This is a genomic window from Micromonospora sp. NPDC048947 (assembly GCF_040649495.1).
Lineage (GTDB): Bacteria > Actinomycetota > Actinomycetes > Mycobacteriales > Micromonosporaceae > Micromonospora > Micromonospora alfalfae.
This window is the reverse complement of sequence record NZ_JBEZFO010000007.1, coordinates 1-18924: the sequence shown is the minus strand read 5'-3', so window position 1 is coordinate 18924 and position 18924 is coordinate 1. Positions and strand designations below refer to the sequence as shown.

Here is an 18924-nt window from a genome sequence, read left to right as displayed (position 1 = left end):
GGGATTGTGACCAGCGTGGCGTCGCCTGGGCCCGACGGCCCGTGCTGGTTATGCTGAGTCGGCCTTCGCGGCAGCTTCTGCGCGGAGGCGTTTTCATGGGCGGCGGATCCTCGTGGCCCTCGCCCGGGGTCCGCCATCGTGCGGTCGGAGAGGAGCTTCGCGTGGCAGCCCGGACGCCGGTGCTCGAGACGTTCCCGGCGCTGCGCGCCTGGCAGCGCAAGGCGCTGGTGGAATACCTGCGTCGCCGCAGCGACGACTTCACAGCGGTCGCCACGCCCGGCGCCGGCAAGACCACCTTCGCCCTGCGGATCGCGGCCGAGCTGCTCGGTGACGGCACCGTGGAGGCGGTCACCGTGGTCGCCCCGACCGAGCACCTCAAGAACCAGTGGGCAGACGCCGCGGCCCGGGTGGGCATCCAACTCGACGCCGCCTTCCGCAACGCCGACCTGCACTCCGCGGCCGACTTCCACGGCGCGGTGGTCACCTACGCGCAGGTGGGGATGGCCCCGCAGGTGCACCGGCGGCGCACCATGACCCGACGCACCCTGGTCATCCTCGACGAGATCCACCACGCCGGCGACTCCCGGTCCTGGGGCGACGGGGTGAAGAACGCCTTCGAACCCGCCGTACGCCGACTGATGCTCACCGGGACGCCGTTCCGCTCCGACGACAACCCGATCCCGTTCGTCAGCTACGAGCGGGGCGGGGACGGGCTGCTGCGCTCCCGCGCCGACTCCGTGTACGGCTACTCCGACGCGCTGCGCGACGGCGTGGTCCGGCCGGTGCTCTTCCTGGCGTACTCCGGGGAGACCCGCTGGCGTACCAACGCGGGGGAGGAACTGGCGGCCCGGCTGGGTGAGCCGATGACCCAGGACCTGGTCGCCCAGGCGTGGCGTACCGCCCTGGACCCGGCCGGCGACTGGATGCCGCAGGTGCTGCGCGCGGCCGACGCCCGACTCACAGTGCTGCGCAACGCGGGCATGGCCGACGCCGGTGGTCTGATCATCGCCACCGACCAGCAGACCGCCCGCTCGTACGCCAAGCTGATCGAGCAGGTGACCGGCGAGAAGGCCGCCGTGGTGCTCTCCGACGACCAGGGCGCGTCCGCCCGGATCGCGACGTTCGCGGCGTCCGACCAGCGGTGGTTGGTGGCGGTGCGGATGGTGTCCGAAGGGGTCGACATCCCCCGACTGGCAGTCGGGGTCTACGCCACCAGCGCCAGCACACCGCTCTACTTCGCCCAGGCGATCGGCCGGTTCGTGCGGGCCCGCCGGCCCGGGGAGACCGCCTCGGTGTTCCTGCCCAGCGTGCCGCACCTGCTCGGGTTGGCCAGCGAGATGGAGACCGAGCGCGATCACGTACTCGGTAAACCCAAGGAAGCCGACGGTTTCGACGACGACCTGCTGGAACGCGCGCAGCGCGACGACCAGGCCAGCGGGGAGTTGGAGAAGCGGTTCGCGGCGCTCTCCGCCACCGCCGAGCTGGACCAGGTGATCTTCGACGGCGCGTCGTTCGGCACCGCGGCCCAGGCCGGCACCCCCGAAGAAGAGGAATATCTCGGCCTGCCCGGTCTGCTCACCGCCGACCAGGTTTCGCTGCTGCTGACCAAGCGGCAGGCCGCACAGCTCGCCGCCCAACGCCGCCGTACGGCCGACGGGGCCGCTCAGCCGGCCGCTGCGGCCACAGCAGCGCCACCCGCACCCATGAGCGCCGCTCAGCGTCGCGTGGCCCTCCGACGCCAACTGAACGCTCTGGTGGCCGCCCGACACCATCGCACAGGCCAGCCGCACGGCAAGATCCATGCCGAGCTGCGTCGGCTCTGCGGCGGACCGCCGAGCGCCCAGGCCACCATCGAGCAGCTTGAGGAACGCATCGCCACCGTGCAGACCCTCTAGACCGGTCCGGGGCCGTGGCGGACTGCGCCGTGTCGCCCGTGTCGCCTTTGGGCCGTGAGCGGGGCCGCGTGGTACCTGCGGCGTGGCGTGCTCCCGTGGTGCTCGGTGTCAGCGCGTGCGTGTGGTCGGTGTCAGTGCTTGCGCCGTGATCCACTCGGCTTCCTTGACGACGCGGTGTTCGAGCGAGGTGGACAGCGCGACTTCCATGAACCCGAGTGGATCAACGGGGGCCTGGGCGGTGCTGCGGCTTGCCTGCCCGGAACGGCGATGGATGCCCCTGTGCGGGGCGTCCCGATCCCAAGATCGCGCACCATCCTGGTTCTAGTGGTGTCGGTGAGTCGGGGAGGTCACTACATCCTGCTTCGAGCGTGACCTTGACGGTCGGTGGCACCCAGACCTCGCTCCCGGCCTGTCGGAGGGCGGTGTGGTCGTCAAGACCGCGCAGGAACAGGGATGGTGCTGTCTCCGGCGTGGCGGAGGCAGCACCATCAGGGAAGTTGCTCGGATCTTGGTGCGGGGTGCGGGGTGCGGGGTGCGGGGTGCGGGGTGCGGGGTGCGGGGTGCGGGGTGCGGGGTGCGGGGTGCGGGGTGCGGCGGAGCGCGGCGGGGTGCTCGGACCGAAAAAGCTGACCGGGAGGCACCCTGGGGGTGCCTCCGGTCAGCTATGTCGGTTTGCGGATCTAGTTCGCCATCAGGTCGGCGCCACGCCAGCTGAAATCGGGCTCCGTCGCGAACCGCTCGGTGATCTTCACGAGATCCTCCGCGTACTTGTTCGCGTGGTGCCCGCAGAACACCAACTCGCTCCCACCCGCCAGAGTGATCCGGAGCTTCCCGGCAGCATTGCAGCGGTCGCACCGTTCATCGGCGGCTGGGGGAGCCGCCGTCACGGGCGGCGGCGTGAGGGTCGGGGTCATCGCCTTCCTCCTCTGGTCGTCACCGATGAACAATCTCTTCGGTCGTTGCTCACCTATCGTGCAACACCCTTACTAGGCACTGCCTTCCCTGTGTGCCCGCGGGGGACCGAGGTCACACCTGGAAGGGACAGTGTGCCGTGCACCCAGGGTGCCACGTCAACGATCACATTCGTGCATCCGGACGATCACCATCTGGTGTTGCACACCAGGTGGTCAAAACGACACGTTCGGTTGACGAAACCCGCTCAGTCCAGGTAATCCCGGAGGACCTGCGACCGGGACGGGTGACGCAGCTTCGACATCGTCTTGGACTCGATCTGTCGGATCCGCTCCCGGGTCACCCCGTAGACCTGGCCGATCTCGTCGAGCGTCCGCGGCTGGCCGTCGGTCAGGCCGAAACGCAGCCGTACCACACCCGCCTCACGCTCGGAAAGCGTCTGCAGCACCTGCTGGAGCTGGTCCTGCAGGAGCGAGAACGAGACCGCGTCGACCGCGACCACGGCCTCGGAATCCTCGATGAAGTCGCCGAGCTGGCTGTCGCCCTCGTCGCCGATGGTCTGGTCCAGTGAGATGGGCTCCCGAGCGTACTGCTGGATCTCCAGCACCTTCTCGGGTGTGATGTCCATCTCCTTGGCCAGCTCCTCGGGAGTGGGTTCGCGGCCCAGGTCCTGGAGCAGCTCACGCTGTATGCGGCCAAGCTTGTTGATGACCTCGACCATGTGCACCGGGATGCGGATGGTGCGGGCCTGGTCGGCCATGGCGCGGGTGATGGCCTGTCGGATCCACCAGGTGGCGTAGGTGGAGAACTTGTAGCCCTTGGTGTAGTCGAACTTCTCCACGGCCCGGATCAGACCGAGGTTGCCCTCCTGGATCAGGTCGAGGAAGGCCATGCCACGGCCGGTGTAGCGCTTGGCCAGCGACACCACCAGTCGGAGGTTCGCCTCCAGGAGGTGGTTCTTGGCCCGCTCGCCGTCGCGGGAGATCCAGCCCAGGTCCCGGACCATCTCCCGGACGAGCTTCTCCTCGCCCTCGTCGGCAGCCCGCAGTCGCTCGGCGGCGTAGAGCCCGGCCTCGATCCGCTTGGCCAGCTCCACCTCCTGCTCGGCGTTGAGCAGCGGAACCTTGCCGATCTGCTTCAGGTACGCGCGGACGGAGTCGGCGGAGGCGGTCAGCTCGGCGTCGCGTCGCGCCTGCTTGAGGGCCTCGGACTCCTCGTCGTCCCACTCGAAGTCGTTGTCGGTCGCCGAGGCGGCGGCGTCGGTCTCGGCGGCCTGGGCCAGCTCGGCCGGCTCCTCGACCACCACGTCCTCGATCGCGGCGGCCAGCTCCTCCGGGTCGATCTCACCCTCGGCGCCCTCGCGCTTGGCCTTGCCGCCAGCCTTGGTCGGCTTGGCTCCGGCAGCCGCTGCCACCGTCGCCTTGGTGGCTCGGGTCGACTTGGTCGCCTTCGTCGGCGTCGCAGCCTCCGCGCCGGTCGCCTTGCGAGCGGCCACCTTGCGCGGGGCCGACGTCGCCGGGGCGTCGTCGCCGGCGGGCGCCTGCTTCGGGGCCGGCGCGGCGGCCTTCTTGGTGGTCTTGGCGGTGGTGGCCCGGGACGCTGGCGTGGTCGAGCGGGCCGCGGCGACGCGGCGGCGGGTGCTCGCCGAGCCGTCCACCACGACGGTCACTCCCGCCTCGGAGAGCGCCCGCAGGATCTTCTTGGCCTGGGCCGGAGTCACCTCGGCGGACTCGACGGTGCGCGCGAGCTGAGCCGACGTGAGCTGACCACCGGCGCTCTGGGCGTGGGCGATCAGGGTGTCGGTGAGCGAGCGAACGTCGGCGCCGGGCTGGCGGGGTTCTGTCACGAATGACCTTCCGGAGGCGAAGAGCGGGCACGGCGGGTTCGTCCAGCGCAGCGAGGGTTACCGTGCCGGGCGATGTGGTTGAGGGACCCTCGTGTCACGGTCCGGCCGGTGGTCGGCGGTCCGTGCCGCGTGGGCAGGGGTGAATTGTAACGCCGTCTGCGGCGATCATCCTGCTCCGCACCGCGTACCGCCGGTGGGGACCGTCGGTGGGGCGGAGATATGGGTGCTTCGCGGTAATGATAGCCGCGCTGCCGGCGAAGGGCTTCCGTCATCGAGGCCGGTGGCGCGCAGATCGTGTCCGAACTGCCGTTTGAGCAGGCGGTACGAGGTCAACATGGCGGTTGGGAGAGTGCGCGTGTGGATCACCGAGGTCGCTGTCGGTCCGGCTGGTGGCGTCCCCACCAGGTCGCGGTTGGGCGACGGTTGTGAGCCGAGCATGGACGGGGCGGTAAGCATTTAAGCGACATTACCAACCTAAAGGGGCATATTGCCGGAGGTCGGCCGCTCAAGCTGCGAGGGCGGTGCGGGTGCGCCCACCTCGCGGCGGATCCCAGGTGCCAAAGATCCTGGTCTGGTGCCGTCGTACGGCGTCGGGAACGATGATCTTCGGAAGCCGGGTCGGTAGTTTCACCCACCCACATGCACCCGGAGTGCGGAAAGAGGCGAATCATGACCAACTCGGCCACGACACCGTCGGAGCTGCTGACCATCGCGGTGAAGGTGGCTCGGGACGCGGCGGACACCGCGTACCGGATGCGCGCCGAGGGGGTCGTCGTCGCCGCCACCAAGAGCACCGTCACCGACGTGGTCACCGCCGCCGACCGGGCGGTCGAACGGCAGATCCTCGACGCGTTGGCCGCGCTGCGCCCGCACGACTCGGTGCTGGGCGAGGAGTACGGCGAGGGAGCCTCCGGGGCGACTCGCAGCGGTGTGCGCTGGATCGTCGACCCGATCGACGGCACTGTGAACTACCTGTACGGACTGCCGTACTCCGCGGTCTCGCTGGCCGCCGAGGTGGACGGGGTGGTGGTCGCCGGAGTGGTGCGCAACGTGAGCACCGGCGAGGAATGGACCGCCACAGCCGGCGGTGGCGCCTGGCGCGACGGTGTCCGGCTGGGTTGCTCCGGCGAGGTCGATCTGGGGCAGGCGCTGGTCGGCACCGGCTTCGGCTACGACGCCGGCCGTCGGGCGCACCAGGCGCAGGTGGTGGCCGGTCTGATCGCACACGTACGCGACATCCGCCGGCTCGGGGCCGCGGCGCTGGATCTCTGCCTGGTCGCCGAGGGGCGGCTCGACGCGTACTTCGAGAAGGGTCTTGCGGCCTGGGACCTGGCGGCCGGCGGGCTGGTGGCCGCCGAGGCGGGGGCTCGGGTCGCCGGCCTGGCCGGACGGCCGCCAGGGCCGGACCTGGTGGTCGCGGCCCCGCCCGCGCTCTTCGCGCCGCTGCACGACCGGTTGGCCGCGCTGGACGCCTCCGGCGGTCCCTGACCGGCGGACCAGGTCGGCCGGGCTGTGAGTGGCCGGCTCCGGCTTCCGGCGGCTGGCTCCGGCCTCCCGGCGGTCAGCTCTGGCCGGCGGGCCAGACCTGGCGGGCTAGGTCCGGCGGGTCAGGTCGACGGGTCTGGGCTGGCGGGTCAGGTCGGCGGGTCAGAGCCGGTGAGCCAGTAGCGGGCCAGGTCGGTGCTGGGCGCCGACCTGGCGCTGCGGTGGGCCGGTTACGCCGTCACTTGGCGGGTGGGGACGGGCACGAGCCCTTGGGAGCCTCCGGGGGACCCGAGTCGCCGAGCGACTGGTTGACCTCGGTGGTGGTGGCGAGCTGCTGGAAGCCGTTGCCCAGCACCACGTCCACGGTGTCGTCGGCGCGCTTCGGGTCGTAGCCCGGCACGGCGTTGTTGAGGAAGTACGCCTGGAGCAGGTGCGCGGAACCGACACCCTTCGGGCCGTACCGCAGCACCGCGACGCTGTTGACCTTCTTCTCGTTCCCGGTCTTCTTGACCTGGAACTGTCGATTGCTGAACTCGTCGGCGACGGTGTGGGCGAGACCGGGCTGATCCGTGGCGTTGAACACGTTGATCTTGACGTCCTTGCGCTCGCGCAGGGTCAGATCCGCCAGAGGCCAGCCCTCGGGGCAACCCGCTGCGGTGCCCACGTTGCCCTGGCTGTCGCGGACCACGGCCACGACGACGAAGACCAGGGCGATGACCGCCAGCAGGCCGACGACGACGAGTGCTCGCACGCGCGCAAAACTCATCAGGGCACTCCCCGGACCTCAGTGGGTGGTGGCGGCCGGGAACGATCGCTCAGGCCGCCGGCCGTCGAATACGCCGCTGAGGTTAACGGTTGTCCGGCCGTCGCGTGGAAACAGCCCGACATGCCGGCGCGCCGACCGCGAACCGGGTACTACTACCCCTATCTTCGTGTCGCCTGAATCACATTGGGAACAACTTCGCGTGCGGGGGCGTACATCTCAGCCGCAAGGGCGGTATACATGCCTCGCCCAAGGGGGGGTAAGGTTCCGCGCTCGCAGGGGAGTCGCCCCGGCGAGCTCGACCCGTTCGGTCCTCGGGTCGGGTGCCCGACACAAGTGGTGGCCGGCCAGCGGAACCGAAACAGCGTCGTCCGGCGTTACAACCGGAAGCGACAACATCGATATGGGAGAGTGAAACCGATGGCCACCGACTACGACGCCCCGCGTCGCGACGAGGTCGACCTCGGCGAGGACAGCCTGGAAGAGCTCAAGGCACGGCGCGTCGACTCACAGTCGGGCGCGGTGGACGTCGACGAGGCCGAGGTGGCCGAGAGCTTTGAGCTGCCCGGTGCCGATCTGGCCGACGAGGAGCTCACGGTCAAGGTGCTTCCGATGCAGCAGGACGAGTTCCGGTGCGCCCGCTGCTTCCTGGTCCACCACCGTAGCCAGCTGGCGGTCGAGCGTAACGGCGAGCTGATCTGCCGCGAGTGCGTCTGACAAGCACGACAACACCGGCGGCGGCCTCCTGAACGGGGTCGCCGCTGCCGGTGTAGGCATGCGGCAGCTGTGGGTACCTGCTTGACTCGTAGCGGGTAGCCACAGCACCGGGAGGTCCGATGAGCGATCGAGGCGGCACCACCGATGGCGGCGCTGACGGCCTCGGCGTCACCCGTGGCACTGACGACCTTGGTGCCAACGGTGACACTGATGACCTCGGTACCACCGTCGCGGCGTTGACCGCCGACGACATCGCGCCGGCCCGACGCCGTCAACTGCTGACCCGGATGGTCGGGCAGGCCCGTGCGCGGGGCATCTCCGACCTGTTCAAGCCCCGCGCCGCCGTGCGGTGGATGGTCGACGCCGTCGCCGAGGTAGCCCCGCACGTCCCGGTACGAGACCTGGACACGCTGCGGCGGCACTTCCCCGGCCTGGACGACGCCGCCCTGGCCGACCGGCTCATCCGCAACGCGTCGAGGACCACTGCCGCGATCGGCGCGGCCGGTGGGGGCGTCGCCGCCGTCGAGTGGGCGGTTGCCCCGACCCTGCTCTCCGCGCCGGTGCTGCTCGCCGCCGAGACCGTGGCCGTGGTGGCGGTGGAGCTGAAACTCGTCGGCGAGCTGCACGAGATCCACGGCGTGGCACTCCCGGCCGCCGGCAGCCAACGGGCGGTCGCGTTGGTGCACTCCTGGGCCACTCAACGCGGCGTCAACCCGATGGTGCCCGGCGTGGGAGTGGGGGCGGTGCTCGGCACCGCCGCCCGCAAGGAGTTGCGGGACATGCTGCTGCGGCGTTTCGGGCGAAACCTCACCACGCTCGGGCCGTTCCTGACCGGCGCGGCGGTGGCCAGCTTCCTCAACCGCCGGGCCACCCAGCAGATGGCCGAGCAACTCCAGGTCGACCTGCGTCGGCGGGGCATCGCCCGCCCCGCGCCACCGGCGGCCCTCCCGGGCCCGCCCACCGGCACCTGAGCGGCCCTCGCCGTTCGGGCCGACATCTAGCGGGCCTGCGCCGTTCGGGCCGGCATCTGAGCGGTTCCCCGCCGTTCGGATCGGCTCTTGAGCGGGCCCATGCCGTCGGGCCGGCTCCTGAGCGAGGCCTGCGGCGTCGGGTCAGCCCGGCTCGCCCGCGGTCGGGTGGGTAGCCGCCAGGGCGTTCCGGGCGGTCAGCACCGCCTCGGCCAGCTCGACCGGGTGGCGGGTGCTCACCACCCAGAACGGGGTCGGATCCGCGGGATCGTCGAGGATCACCTGCACGGCGCCGCCGATCCACGGTCGCTGCACCACGAAGGCGAGCGGGTCCGCGCCGACGCCGAGCACCTCACGTCGGCCGGCCACGTCCAGCGGCACCACGTCGGCCACGAAACGGACCGGTAGGCGGGCGTCGTCCACCCGCAGCTCGTCGTCGGCCACCCCGACCCGGATCCGGCCCAGCCACCACAGCCCGACAGCGGTGAGCGGCACCAGCACGGCGAACGGCAGCCATCTACGGACGCCGGAGGCGCCCATCCAGATCTCGACGGCCAGCAACGCGGCGGCGACCAGCCCGGCCAGCCACAGCCACCAGGGCAGATCCAGCCGCTCGGTGTACGCGGCGCGGGCGGCGACCGGCGGCTGATCGGCGGACGGGGAGGGCGACATGCTCACTCCTGCGAGGGTACGGCGCACGACGGCTCGACGAACCGGCAGGATGGCAGGGTCACCCCGCGAACCGGACGGAAGAGGGGACCCGTGACCGACGTCGTACCCGTGCCTGTGCAACTGCTCGACCCGGAGCTGCCGTTGCCCACGTACGCCCATCCCGGCGATGCCGGGGCCGACCTGGTGGCGGCCGCGGACGTGGAGCTGCCACCCGGCGGCCGCGCCCTGGTGCCCACCGGCGTGGCCATCGCGCTGCCGGAGGGGTACGTGGCCCTGGTCCATCCCCGCTCCGGTCTGGCGGCCAGGCTCGGCGTGACGGTGCTCAACGCGCCCGGTACGGTCGACGCCGGCTACCGGGGTGAGATCCTGGTCAACCTGATCAATCATGATCGGGAGGTGCCGGCGAAGATCTCCCGCGGCGATCGGATCGCGCAGCTCGTGGTCCAGCAGGTCGCGCGGGCGCGGTTCGAGCCGGTGGTCGAGCTGCCCGCGTCCCGACGCGGGGCCGGTGGGCACGGGTCCACCGGTGGGCACGCCGGGTTGGTGCCGTCGTCGACGGGCCAGGACCGGGTCGAGCGGCGGCCGAGCGAGCCGGGCCGCGGGCAGACGGAAGAGGTGGCAGGGTGAGTGTGAACAGCGGAGGGCAGGCGCAGTGATCTTCTCCCGAAAGCGGGCCGATGCGGAGCGGCAGACCCGTGGCGAGCGGGCTACCCAGGTCCCGGACCAGGGCGATGCGACGCCGACGTTGGAACGCGGCCCCTACGACATCTCCGAGAGCTACGACGACGTGCAGCGACTCGACCTGGGCAGCCTGCACATCCCGGCGATCGCCGACGTCGAGGTGCGGGTGCAGGCGGACCCGCAGGGTGTGGTCCAGCAGGTGGTGCTGGTGCACGGTGACAACGCGCTCCAGTTGGGCGTCTTCGCCGCCCCCCGGTCCGAGGGCATCTGGGACGAGGTGCGCGAGGAGATCCGCCAGTCGCTGCTCCGCGACGGCGCGAGCGCGCAGGAGGTCGCCGGCGAGTACGGCCCGGAGCTGCACGCACAGGTGAATACGCCGGACGGCGCGACGAACCTGCGGTTCGTCGGAATCGACGGGCCGCGTTGGATGGTCCGGGGCGTCTTCCAGGGCCCGGTGGCCACCGACCCGGCCATGGCCGGCCCGCTCGTCGAGTGCCTGGACGGCCTGGTGGTCGACCGTGGGCAGGAGGCGAAGCCGGTCCGCGAGCCCCTGCCGCTGCGGTTGCCTCGGGAGATCGCCGACCAGGCCGAGGCCGAGGCGGGCGACGCTGCCGCCGCGCCGCGTCAGGTCTGACCGGCGCGCACCGGCCCGCCGGAACCAGCCCCGTCGGCGTACGCTGGCGGCACGGTTCCGGCGCCGCCGGGGCCGGCCGGGGACGGCGAGCGTGGAGAGGGTGACGCGGAGGTCATGACGACCGACGAGGGCCGGGTGTCGCTGCGGCGCATCCTGCAGAGGTTCACCGCCAGCGAGGCCGAGATCGACGCGCAGGAGCTGCGTCGGGAGAGCGCCCAGTGCGGCGGAATCCCCGCCCAGCAGTGCTCCCGGGGTCAGCTGGTCTCGGTCGCCGGTCGGCTGCGCACCGTGGTCTACACGCCGCGCACCAACCTGCCCACCCTTGAGGCCGACCTGTACGACGGCAGTGACGTGGTCACCCTGGTCTGGCTGGGTCGACGGCACATCGCCGGGATCGAGCCGGGCCGGCATCTGACCGCCCGTGGCCGGGTGGCCGTGCGTGACGACCGCAAGGTCATCTACAACCCCTACTACGAGCTGGACTCGCCCAAGTGACGGCACTGCGGACGGAAGGCCGGCGATGACGACGGGACAGGACCGGGCGGCACAGCCGGAGACCGACCCTCAGGACGAGGAGCCGCTGCCGACGATCGCCGAGCAGATGGCCGACCAGCTCGGCGGCTGGCGCGGGCTGGTCGAGTCCAGCATCCCGGTAGTGGTGTTCGTCGTCGCCAACGTGATCGGCGACCTGCGGCCGGCGGTGATCGCGTCGATCGCGGTCGCCGTGCTGATCGCGGGGCTGCGGCTGGCCCAGCGTCGGCCGGTTCGGCACGCCGTCAACGGGCTCTTCGGCGTCGGCGTCGGCGCGGCCATCGCGTGGCGCACAGGCGACGAGCGTGACTTCTACCTCCCCGGCATCCTCTACGGCATCGGCTACGGCGTCGCCCTGCTGATCTCGGCCGCGATCCGGCAGCCGCTGGTGGGCTGGATCTGGTCGGTGTTGGTGGCCAAGGGTCGTTCGGAGTGGCGGTCCGACCCGAAGCTGGTGCGCACCTTCACCCAGCTGACAGTGCTCTGGGGCGTGGTCTGGCTGGCCAAGGTGGGCGTGCAGGCCGGGCTCTACCTGGCCCACCAGGACACCGCCCTGGGCGTGGCCCGGCTGGCGTTGGGCTACCCGCCGTACGCGCTGCTGTTGCTGATCACGGTCTGGACGGTGCGCCGGGTCACCCGGGAGTCGCCGCCGGCCCCGCTGCCCAGCGCCTGAGCGACGGCCGGGCGACCGGACCGCTCAGCGCGCCCGTCGAGGTCAGCGTGAGCTGCGGGTCCGCTCGACGCTGTCCGGTCCGAGGATCACCGCGCGGACCGCGTCCTCCACCTCCGCGGTGCAGACGAAGATCAGCTCGTCGCCGGCCTCGATCGGGTCGTCCGGGCTGGGCACCAGGACCCGCTTGCCGCGCAGGATCGCCACCAGGGCGGAGTCGCGGGGCAGCGGCACGGCGTGGATCGGTTGACCGACGTAGGGGGCGGTCGGCGGCAGGGTGATCTCGACGAGGTTCGCCTCGCCCTGTCGGAAGGTCATCAGCCGGACCAGGTCGCCGACGGTGACCGCCTCCTCGACGAGCGCGGCCATCACCCGCGGCTTGCTCACCGCGACGTCCACGCCCCACTGCTCGGTGAACAACCACTCGTTCTCGGCCCGGTTGACCCGGGCGACCACCCTGGGCACCGCGAACTCGGTCTTGGCCAGCAGCGACAGCACCAGGTTGGTCTTGTCGTCGCCGGTCGCCGCGACCACCACGTCGCAGCCGGCGACGTCGGCCTCCTCCAGGCTGCTCAGCTCGCACGCGTCGGCCAGCACCCACTCGGCGGCCGGCACCCGGTCCGGGCGCAGCATCTTGGGTTGGCGCTCGATCAGCATCACCTGGTGGCCGTTGTCGATCAACTCCTGGGCGATCGAGCGGCCCACGTTGCCCGCGCCCGCGATGGCGACCCGCATGGCTCAGTGCCCTCCTTCCGGCGGCGTCGCCGCCACCGACGTGACAGTCGCCACGATGTCATCGCTGACCAGCATGAACACCTGGTCGCCCTCCTGCATGACGGTGGAGCCGGTGGGCAGCGTGCCGATGCCGAAGCGGATCAGGTAGGCCACCCGAGCCCCGGTCGCGTCCTCCAGCGTCCGCACCGGTCGGCCGATCCAGTCCTTGTGTACGGGAACCTCGACGATCGACACGGTGCTCGTGGGGTCGCGGAAGATCTCCACGTTGCCCTCCGGCACCAGGTGTCGCAGCATCCGGTCCGCCGTCCACCGCACTGTCGCCACTGTGGGGATGCCCAGCCGCTCGTAGACCTGCGCGCGGCGCTGGTCGTAGATGCGGGCGGCGACCCGGGACACGCCGAACGTCTCGCGGGCCAGCCGGGCCGAGATGATGTTGGAGTTGTCGCCGCTGGACACCGCCGCGAAGGCGTCCGCGCGCTCGATGCCGGCCTGCCGGAGCACCTCACCGTCGAAGCCGGCCCCGGTCACCGTGATCCCGGCGAAGTCGGGGCCGAGCCGGCGGAAGGCGTCGGCGTCCTGGTCGATCACCGCCACCGAGTGCCCTCGGGACTCCAGGCTGTGGGCGAGGGTCGACCCGACCCGACCACATCCCATGATCACGACGTGCACGCTGTCCCTCCCAAGGTGCGTACCACTCCCGCTGCCGGCGGCCTTCGAGTGCGAGCCTGCCACGTCCCGGTCACGAGCGGGGACCGACCGTACCCCGCCGTCGCGAACAGCGATGATCGCCCACCCCCGCGCCCCCGCCGTGGTGGTCGTACTCTTGGCGTTCGTGGCCAGTCCCACCTCGCTGCTGAAGCGGCTTCTTCTCGGTCGACCGTTCCGGTCCGACCGGCTCCAGCACACCCTGTTGCCGAAGCGCATCGCGCTGCCCGTGTTCGCCTCCGACGCGCTGTCCAGCGTCGCGTACGCGCCCGACGAGATCTTGCTGACCCTCTCCATCGCCGGCGCCTCCGCGTACGTCTTCTCGCCGTGGATCGCGCTGGCCGTGGTCGTGGTCATGCTCACCGTGGTGGCGAGCTACCGGCAGAACGTGCACGCCTACCCGTCCGGTGGCGGCGACTACGAGGTGGCCACCGTCAACCTGGGGCCGAAGTTCGGCGTCGGGGTGGCCAGCGCGTTGCTTGTCGACTACGTGCTCACCGTGGCGGTGTCGGTCTCCTCCGGGGTGGCCAACCTGGGCTCGGTGGTGCCGTTCGTGGCCACCCACAAGGTCCTGATCGCGGTGAGCGCGGTTGTCCTGCTGAGCGCTGTCAACCTGCGTGGGCTGCGCGAGTCGGGCACGGCGTTCGCCATCCCCACCTACGGCTTCGTGATCGTGATGGGCGGGATGCTGCTCACCGGGCTGTTCCGGGTCTTCGTGCTGGGTGACGAGCTGCGCGCGCCGAGCGCCGACCTGGTGATCCAGGCCGAGCACAGCGTCACCGGCTTCGCGCTCATCTTCCTGCTGCTGCGGACGTTCAGCTCGGGCGCCGCCGCGCTCACCGGTGTCGAGGCGATCTCCAACGGGGTGCCGGCGTTCAAGGCGCCGAAGAGCCGCAACGCGGCCACCACCCTGCTGCTGCTCGGCAGCATCTCGGTGAGCATGCTGGTCGGGATCATCTGGCTGTCCCGGCTGACCCACCTCCAGTTCGTCGAGGACCCGGGCCTGCAGATCGTCTCCGGCCCCGAGGGGTACGTGCAGAAGACGGTCACCACCCAGCTCGGCGAGACGGTCTTCGGTTCCGGGTCGATCCTGCTCTACGTGGTGGCCGGGATGACCGCCCTGATCCTCTTCCTGGCCGCGAACACCGCGTTCAACGGCTTCCCGGTGCTCGGCTCGATCCTCGCCCAGGACCGTTACCTGCCCCGCCAGTTCCACACCCGGGGCGATCGGCTGGCCTTCTCCAACGGCATCGTCTTCCTGGCCCTCTTCGCGATCGTGCTGATCGTCGGCTTCCAGGCCGAGGTGACCCGACTCATCCAGCTCTACATCGTCGGGGTCTTCGTCTCGTTCACCGTCTCCCAGGCCGGCATGATCCGGCACTGGAACCGGCACCTGCGCACCGAGCGGGACCCGGAGGCGCGCCGCCGGATGCACCGCTCCCGTGCCATCAACACGTTCGGCGCGGGCCTGACCGGCGCGGTGCTGGTGATCGTCCTGATCACCAAGTTCCTGCTCGGCGCCTGGATCGCGATCGCCGCGATGGCGGTGATCTACGTACTGATGCTGGCGATCCGCCGGCACTACGACCGGATCGCCGTCGAGCTGACCCCGCCGGACGAGGGCCGGGCCGTGCTGCCCGCCCGCAACCACGCGATCGTGCTGGTCAGCAAGCTGCACCAGCCGACGCTGCGGGCCATCGCCTACGCCCGCGCCACCCGGCCGGACACGCTCACAGCGGTGACCGTCAACGTGGACGAGAAGGACACCCGGGACCTGCAGGCCGACTGGGAGCGACGGGAGATGGCGATCCCGCTCACCGTGATCGACTCGCCGTACCGGGAGATCACCCGTCCGATCCTGGACTTCGTCGCCTCCACCCGCCGCAAGTCGCCCCGGGACGTGGTCACTGTGTTCATCCCGGAGTACGTGGTCGGCCGTTGGTGGGAGAACCTGCTGCACAACCAGAGCGCCCTGCGCCTCAAGGGCCGGCTGCTCTTCGAACCTGGGGTGATGGTGGTCAGCGTGCCGTGGCAGCTCGCGTCGACAGCGAGCAAGAACCTGGACCGGCTGGACGCCACGCTGTCCCGGACACCGGCGCGTGGGCCGCGCAGCGCCGTGCCACCGCTGGTCGCCGCGCCGCCGGTGGCCAGCGCGCCGCCCGGCGAGGGCGGGCCCGAGAACAGCGAAACGATGGGGAACACTCGTGACTGAGCCGGGCGGTCCGCGGACCGCGACACCCAGGACACCGACGGCGTCGGCCTCGACGACGTTCGAGCGGGGCCTGGCCGAGACGGACCGGGTCGAGCTGACCGTCGACGCGGTCGCCCCCGGCGGGCACTGTGTCGCCCGGGTGGACGGGCAGGTGGTCTTCGTCCGGCACGCGCTGCCGGGTGAGCGGGTCATCGCCGAGGTCACCGAGGTGCACCGGGGGTTCGTCCGGGCCGACGCGGTGACAGTGCTGGAGCCCTCACCGGACCGGGTGGAGCCGCCCTGCCCGTACGCGAAGCCGGGTGCCTGCGGGGGCTGCGACCTCCAGCACGTCGCACCGGCCGCGCAACTGGCCTGGAAGACCGCTGTGGTCCGCGAGCAACTGGTCCGCCTCGGAGGGCTGACCGACGTCGAACTGGACCGGCTCGGCGTCCGGGTCGAGGCGCTGCCCGGTGGGCTGCTCGGCTGGCGCTCCCGGGTCCGCTACGCGGTCGACGCCGCCGACCGGGCCGGCCTGCTCAAGCACCGCTCGCACGAGGTGGTGCCGATCGACCGCTGCCGGATCGCCCACCCGGCCATCCAGCAACTGCCGGTGCTCACCCCCACCGGCGCCCGCTGGCCGGCCGCCGAGGCGGTGGAGACCGTCGCCAGCACCGGCGGGGACGTGACCGTCACGGAGATCCGCGACGGGGTGCCCACCCCGGTCAGTGGCCCGACCGAGGTCCGCGAGGTCGCCGCCGGACGGAACTGGACGCTGCCCGTGTCCGCGTTCTGGCAGGTGCACCCGGCCGCCGCAGACGCCCTCTCCACCGCAGTGCTGGAGTTGCTGGACCCACAGCCGGGCGAGGTCGCCTGGGACCTCTACGGCGGCGCTGGGCTGTTCGCCGCCGGGCTGGCCGCACGGGTCGGCGCGACCGGCCGGGTGACACTCGTCGAAGCAGCCGCGCAGGGTGTCGCCGCCGCCCGGGAGAACCTCGCCGACCTGCCCAGCGTCGAGGTGGTGTCGGCCCGGGTGGAGACCGCGCTGGCCCGCCGACGAATCACCGGCCCGGTCGACGTGGTGGTGCTCGACCCGCCGCGCTCCGGGGCCGGAGCCCAGGTGGTCCGCGCGCTGGCCGCCGCCGGTCCGCGGGCGGTCGCGTACGTGGCCTGTGACCCGGCCGCCTTCGCCCGGGACGTGCGCACCTTCGCCGACCTCGGTTGGCGGCTGGCGGCGCTACGGGGCTTCGACCTCTTCCCGATGACGCAGCACGTCGAGCAGGTCGGGCTGCTCCTTCCCCCGGAAGCGCTGGAGAACACCCCCGGCGGAGCCTGACCGGGTGCTCAGCTGCCCACTCCTCGCCCGGTGCGGGTGCGTGGGGCTCGGGCCAGGCTGCGGAGTACCGCAGGGCCGATAGACTCTCCGGTCATGAGTGTTGAAGAGGACACGGCCAACCACGGCCGGCTGCTGGGGACGGTTCGCGGTCCGCAGGACGTCAAGCGGATGTCCGGCGAGGAACTGGACGTCCTCGCCGCCGAGATCCGGGACTTCCTGATCACCAAGGTCTCCCGTACCGGCGGGCACGTCGGGCCCAACCTCGGTGTGGTCGAGCTGACGCTCGCCATGCATCGCGTCTTCGACTCCCCCCGGGACCGGCTCCTGTTCGACACCGGCCACCAGGCGTACGTACACAAGATCCTCACCGGGCGTCAGGCCGGCTTCGACAAGCTCCGCCAGCGCGGTGGCCTCTCCGGCTACCCCAGCCAGGCGGAGAGCGAGCACGACCTCATCGAAAACTCGCACGCCTCCACAGCGCTGTCCTACGCCGATGGCCTCGCCAAGGCGTACGCCCTGCGGGGCGAGGCACGCAGCGTCGTGGCAGTCGTCGGCGACGGCGCGCTGACCGGCGGCATGTGCTGGGAGGCGCTGAACAACATCGCCACCGCCGGCAACTCCCTCGTGATCGTGGTCAACGACAACGGCCGGTCCTACTCGCCGACCATCGGCGGGCTGGCCGACCACCTCTCCTCGCTGCGGCTCAACCCCGGCTACGAGAAGGTCCTCGACACCGTCAAGGACGCCCTCGGCTCCACCCCGCTCGTCGGCAAGCCGATGTACGAGGTGCTGCACGCCGTCAAGAAGGGCATCAAGGACGCGGTCGCCCCGCAGGCCATGTTCGAGGACCTCGGCATCAAGTACGTGGGCCCGGTGGACGGGCACGACGTGGCGGCGGTCGAGGCGGCGCTGCGCGCGGCCAAGAACTTCGGCGGCCCGGTGATCGTCCACGCCGTCACCCGCAAGGGGTACGGCTACCGCCCGGCCGAGGAGGATGAGGCGGACTGCCTGCACGGCCCCGGCGGCGCCTTCGACGTGGAGACCGGCGCGCTGCTGGCCGCCCCGGCGGTGAAGTGGACGCACGTCTTCGCCGACGAGCTGCTCGCCGTCGCCGACGAACGTCCGGACGTGGTGGGCATCACCGCCGCGATGGCCGAGCCGACCGGCATCGCCAAGCTGGCCCGCAAGTACCCCGAGCGGGTGTACGACGTGGGCATCGCCGAGCAGCACGCCGCAACCTCGGCGGCCGGGTTGGCGCTCGGCGGGCTGCACCCGGTGGTCGCGGTCTACGCGACCTTCCTCAACCGCGCCTTCGACCAGGTCCTGCTGGACGTGGCGATGCACAAGCTGCCGGTGACCTTCGTGCTGGACCGGGCGGGCATCACCGGCCCGGACGGCCCCAGCCACTACGGCATCTGGGATATGTCGGTCTTCGGCGTGGTGCCGGGGCTGCGGATCGCCGCACCCCGCGACGCCGCCACCCTGCGCGAAGAGCTGCGCGAGGCGCTGGCCGTCGACGACGGCCCGACAGTGGTGCGGTTCCCGACCGGCACCGTCGCCGCGGACCTGCCGGCGCTGCGCCGGGTCGGCCCTGTCGACGTGCTGGCCGAGTCCGCCCGTACCGACGTGCTGCTCGTCGCCATCGGTTCCTTCGGCCAACTGGGCATGGAGGTGGCCGCCCGGGTCGCCGAGCAGGGCTACGGGGTCACCGTCGTCGACCCCCGCTGGGTGCGTCCGGTCCCGGCGGAGCTTGTCGACCTGGCCGCCCGCCACCGGCTCGTGGTCAGCGTCGAGGACGGCGTCCGGGTCGGCGGTGTGGGTGACGCGCTCGCCCAGGCGATGCGCGACGCCGACGTCCGGGTGCCGCTCAAGGACCTGGGTGTGCCGGCCGAGTGGCACCCGCACGGCACCCGCGCGCAGATCCTCGCCGACCTGGGTCTGACCGCTCAGGACGTGGCCCGCAACGTCACCGGTTGGATCTCCGGCCTGGACGCCACCCCGGATCGCCTCACCCCCAGCGACGCAGCCGCACAGAACTGACCGCAGGTAACACGAGGCGGGGGGGGGCCCGCGGGGGGGGGGGGGCGCCCCCCCCCCAGCCCCCCCCCCCCCCGCCCCCCCCCCCCCCCCCCCCCCCCCCCCCCCCCCCCCCCCCCCCCCCCCCCCCCCCCCCCCCCCCCCCCCCC

General features: G+C 71.7%; 17 protein-coding genes. 11 read left to right on the top strand and 6 right to left on the bottom strand.

Going from position 1 to position 18924, the window contains the following annotated elements; translation table 11 throughout:
* The first annotated feature begins 161 nt into the window (after positions 1 to 161).
* Entirely contained in the window at positions 162 to 1895 is a 1734-nt protein-coding gene (locus AB0B98_RS12195; protein WP_196921693.1) for a DEAD/DEAH box helicase, read from the top strand.
* A 680-nt stretch (positions 1896 to 2575) separates the two neighbouring features.
* Here AB0B98_RS12195 and AB0B98_RS12190 read toward each other — a convergent pair.
* Entirely contained in the window at positions 2576 to 2809 is a 234-nt protein-coding gene (locus tag AB0B98_RS12190; RefSeq protein ID WP_091402071.1) for a hypothetical protein, read from the bottom strand.
* 245 nt (positions 2810 to 3054) lie between these two features.
* Entirely contained in the window at positions 3055 to 4653 is a 1599-nt protein-coding gene (locus AB0B98_RS12185; RefSeq protein WP_357362454.1) for an RNA polymerase sigma factor, read from the bottom strand.
* A 669-nt stretch (positions 4654 to 5322) separates the two neighbouring features.
* Here AB0B98_RS12185 and AB0B98_RS12180 point away from each other — a divergent pair.
* Complete coding sequence (locus AB0B98_RS12180) at positions 5323 to 6141, top strand: inositol monophosphatase family protein (RefSeq protein ID WP_357362452.1); 819 nt, start codon at positions 5323 to 5325, stop codon at positions 6139 to 6141.
* A gap of 235 nt (positions 6142 to 6376) precedes the next feature.
* Here the strand turns inward: AB0B98_RS12180 and AB0B98_RS12175 are convergent, their stop codons facing one another.
* Positions 6377 to 6889 carry a LytR C-terminal domain-containing protein gene (locus tag AB0B98_RS12175; RefSeq protein ID WP_238671977.1) on the bottom strand — a complete coding sequence of 171 codons (513 nt, stop codon included), beginning with the start codon at positions 6887 to 6889 and terminating at the stop codon, positions 6377 to 6379.
* 432 nt (positions 6890 to 7321) lie between these two features.
* Between AB0B98_RS12175 and AB0B98_RS12170 the strand changes: the two genes are divergently transcribed.
* Both AB0B98_RS12170 and AB0B98_RS12165 read left to right on the top strand, forming a co-directional pair.
* Positions 7322 to 7618 carry a DUF4193 domain-containing protein gene (locus AB0B98_RS12170; protein WP_007075406.1) on the top strand — a complete coding sequence of 99 codons (297 nt, stop codon included), beginning with the start codon at positions 7322 to 7324 and terminating at the stop codon, positions 7616 to 7618.
* Between the two features lie 119 nt (positions 7619 to 7737).
* A complete protein-coding gene (locus AB0B98_RS12165) occupies positions 7738 to 8589 on the top strand; it encodes a hypothetical protein (protein ID WP_357362451.1) in 852 nt (283 codons plus the stop codon).
* A 141-nt stretch (positions 8590 to 8730) separates the two neighbouring features.
* Here the strand turns inward: AB0B98_RS12165 and AB0B98_RS12160 are convergent, their stop codons facing one another.
* A complete protein-coding gene (locus AB0B98_RS12160; RefSeq protein WP_357362449.1) occupies positions 8731 to 9258 on the bottom strand; it encodes a DUF3093 domain-containing protein in 528 nt (175 codons plus the stop codon).
* A 90-nt stretch (positions 9259 to 9348) separates the two neighbouring features.
* On the opposite strand from AB0B98_RS12160, the gene dut reads away from it, so the two are divergent.
* From dut to AB0B98_RS12140, 4 genes are all read left to right on the top strand, one after another.
* Complete coding sequence (dut, locus tag AB0B98_RS12155) at positions 9349 to 9885, top strand: dUTP diphosphatase (protein ID WP_357362447.1); 537 nt, start codon at positions 9349 to 9351, stop codon at positions 9883 to 9885.
* A gap of 25 nt (positions 9886 to 9910) precedes the next feature.
* Entirely contained in the window at positions 9911 to 10573 is a 663-nt protein-coding gene (locus AB0B98_RS12150; RefSeq protein WP_357362445.1) for a DUF3710 domain-containing protein, read from the top strand.
* Between the two features lie 114 nt (positions 10574 to 10687).
* Positions 10688 to 11068 carry an OB-fold nucleic acid binding domain-containing protein gene (locus tag AB0B98_RS12145; protein ID WP_238671853.1) on the top strand — a complete coding sequence of 127 codons (381 nt, stop codon included), beginning with the start codon at positions 10688 to 10690 and terminating at the stop codon, positions 11066 to 11068.
* A gap of 25 nt (positions 11069 to 11093) precedes the next feature.
* Positions 11094 to 11777 (top strand): DUF3159 domain-containing protein, encoded by a 684-nt coding sequence (locus tag AB0B98_RS12140; protein WP_238671854.1) that lies wholly within the window; start codon positions 11094 to 11096, stop codon positions 11775 to 11777.
* 42 nt (positions 11778 to 11819) lie between these two features.
* Here AB0B98_RS12140 and AB0B98_RS12135 read toward each other — a convergent pair whose 3' ends face one another.
* Together AB0B98_RS12135 and AB0B98_RS12130 are read right to left on the bottom strand one after the other, a co-directional pair.
* A complete protein-coding gene (locus AB0B98_RS12135; RefSeq protein ID WP_238671855.1) occupies positions 11820 to 12509 on the bottom strand; it encodes a TrkA family potassium uptake protein in 690 nt (229 codons plus the stop codon).
* Positions 12510 to 12512: 3 nt separating this feature from the next.
* A complete protein-coding gene (locus AB0B98_RS12130) occupies positions 12513 to 13178 on the bottom strand; it encodes a TrkA family potassium uptake protein (RefSeq protein ID WP_112586756.1) in 666 nt (221 codons plus the stop codon).
* A gap of 163 nt (positions 13179 to 13341) precedes the next feature.
* Between AB0B98_RS12130 and AB0B98_RS12125 the strand changes: the two genes are divergently transcribed.
* The 3 genes from AB0B98_RS12125 (at position 13342) to dxs (ending at position 18778) form a co-directional block, all read left to right on the top strand.
* The gene (locus tag AB0B98_RS12125; RefSeq protein WP_357362443.1) at positions 13342 to 15426 is read left to right on the top strand and encodes an APC family permease; all 2085 of its coding nucleotides are present in this window, start codon (positions 13342 to 13344) and stop codon (positions 15424 to 15426) included.
* 70 nt (positions 15427 to 15496) lie between these two features.
* Positions 15497 to 16738, top strand: a complete 1242-nt coding sequence (locus AB0B98_RS12120) for a TRAM domain-containing protein (protein ID WP_357362745.1) — start codon at positions 15497 to 15499, stop codon at positions 16736 to 16738.
* 93 nt (positions 16739 to 16831) lie between these two features.
* Entirely contained in the window at positions 16832 to 18778 is a 1947-nt protein-coding gene (gene dxs, locus AB0B98_RS12115; RefSeq protein ID WP_357362441.1) for a 1-deoxy-D-xylulose-5-phosphate synthase, read from the top strand.
* Positions 18779 to 18924 lie beyond the last annotated feature (146 nt).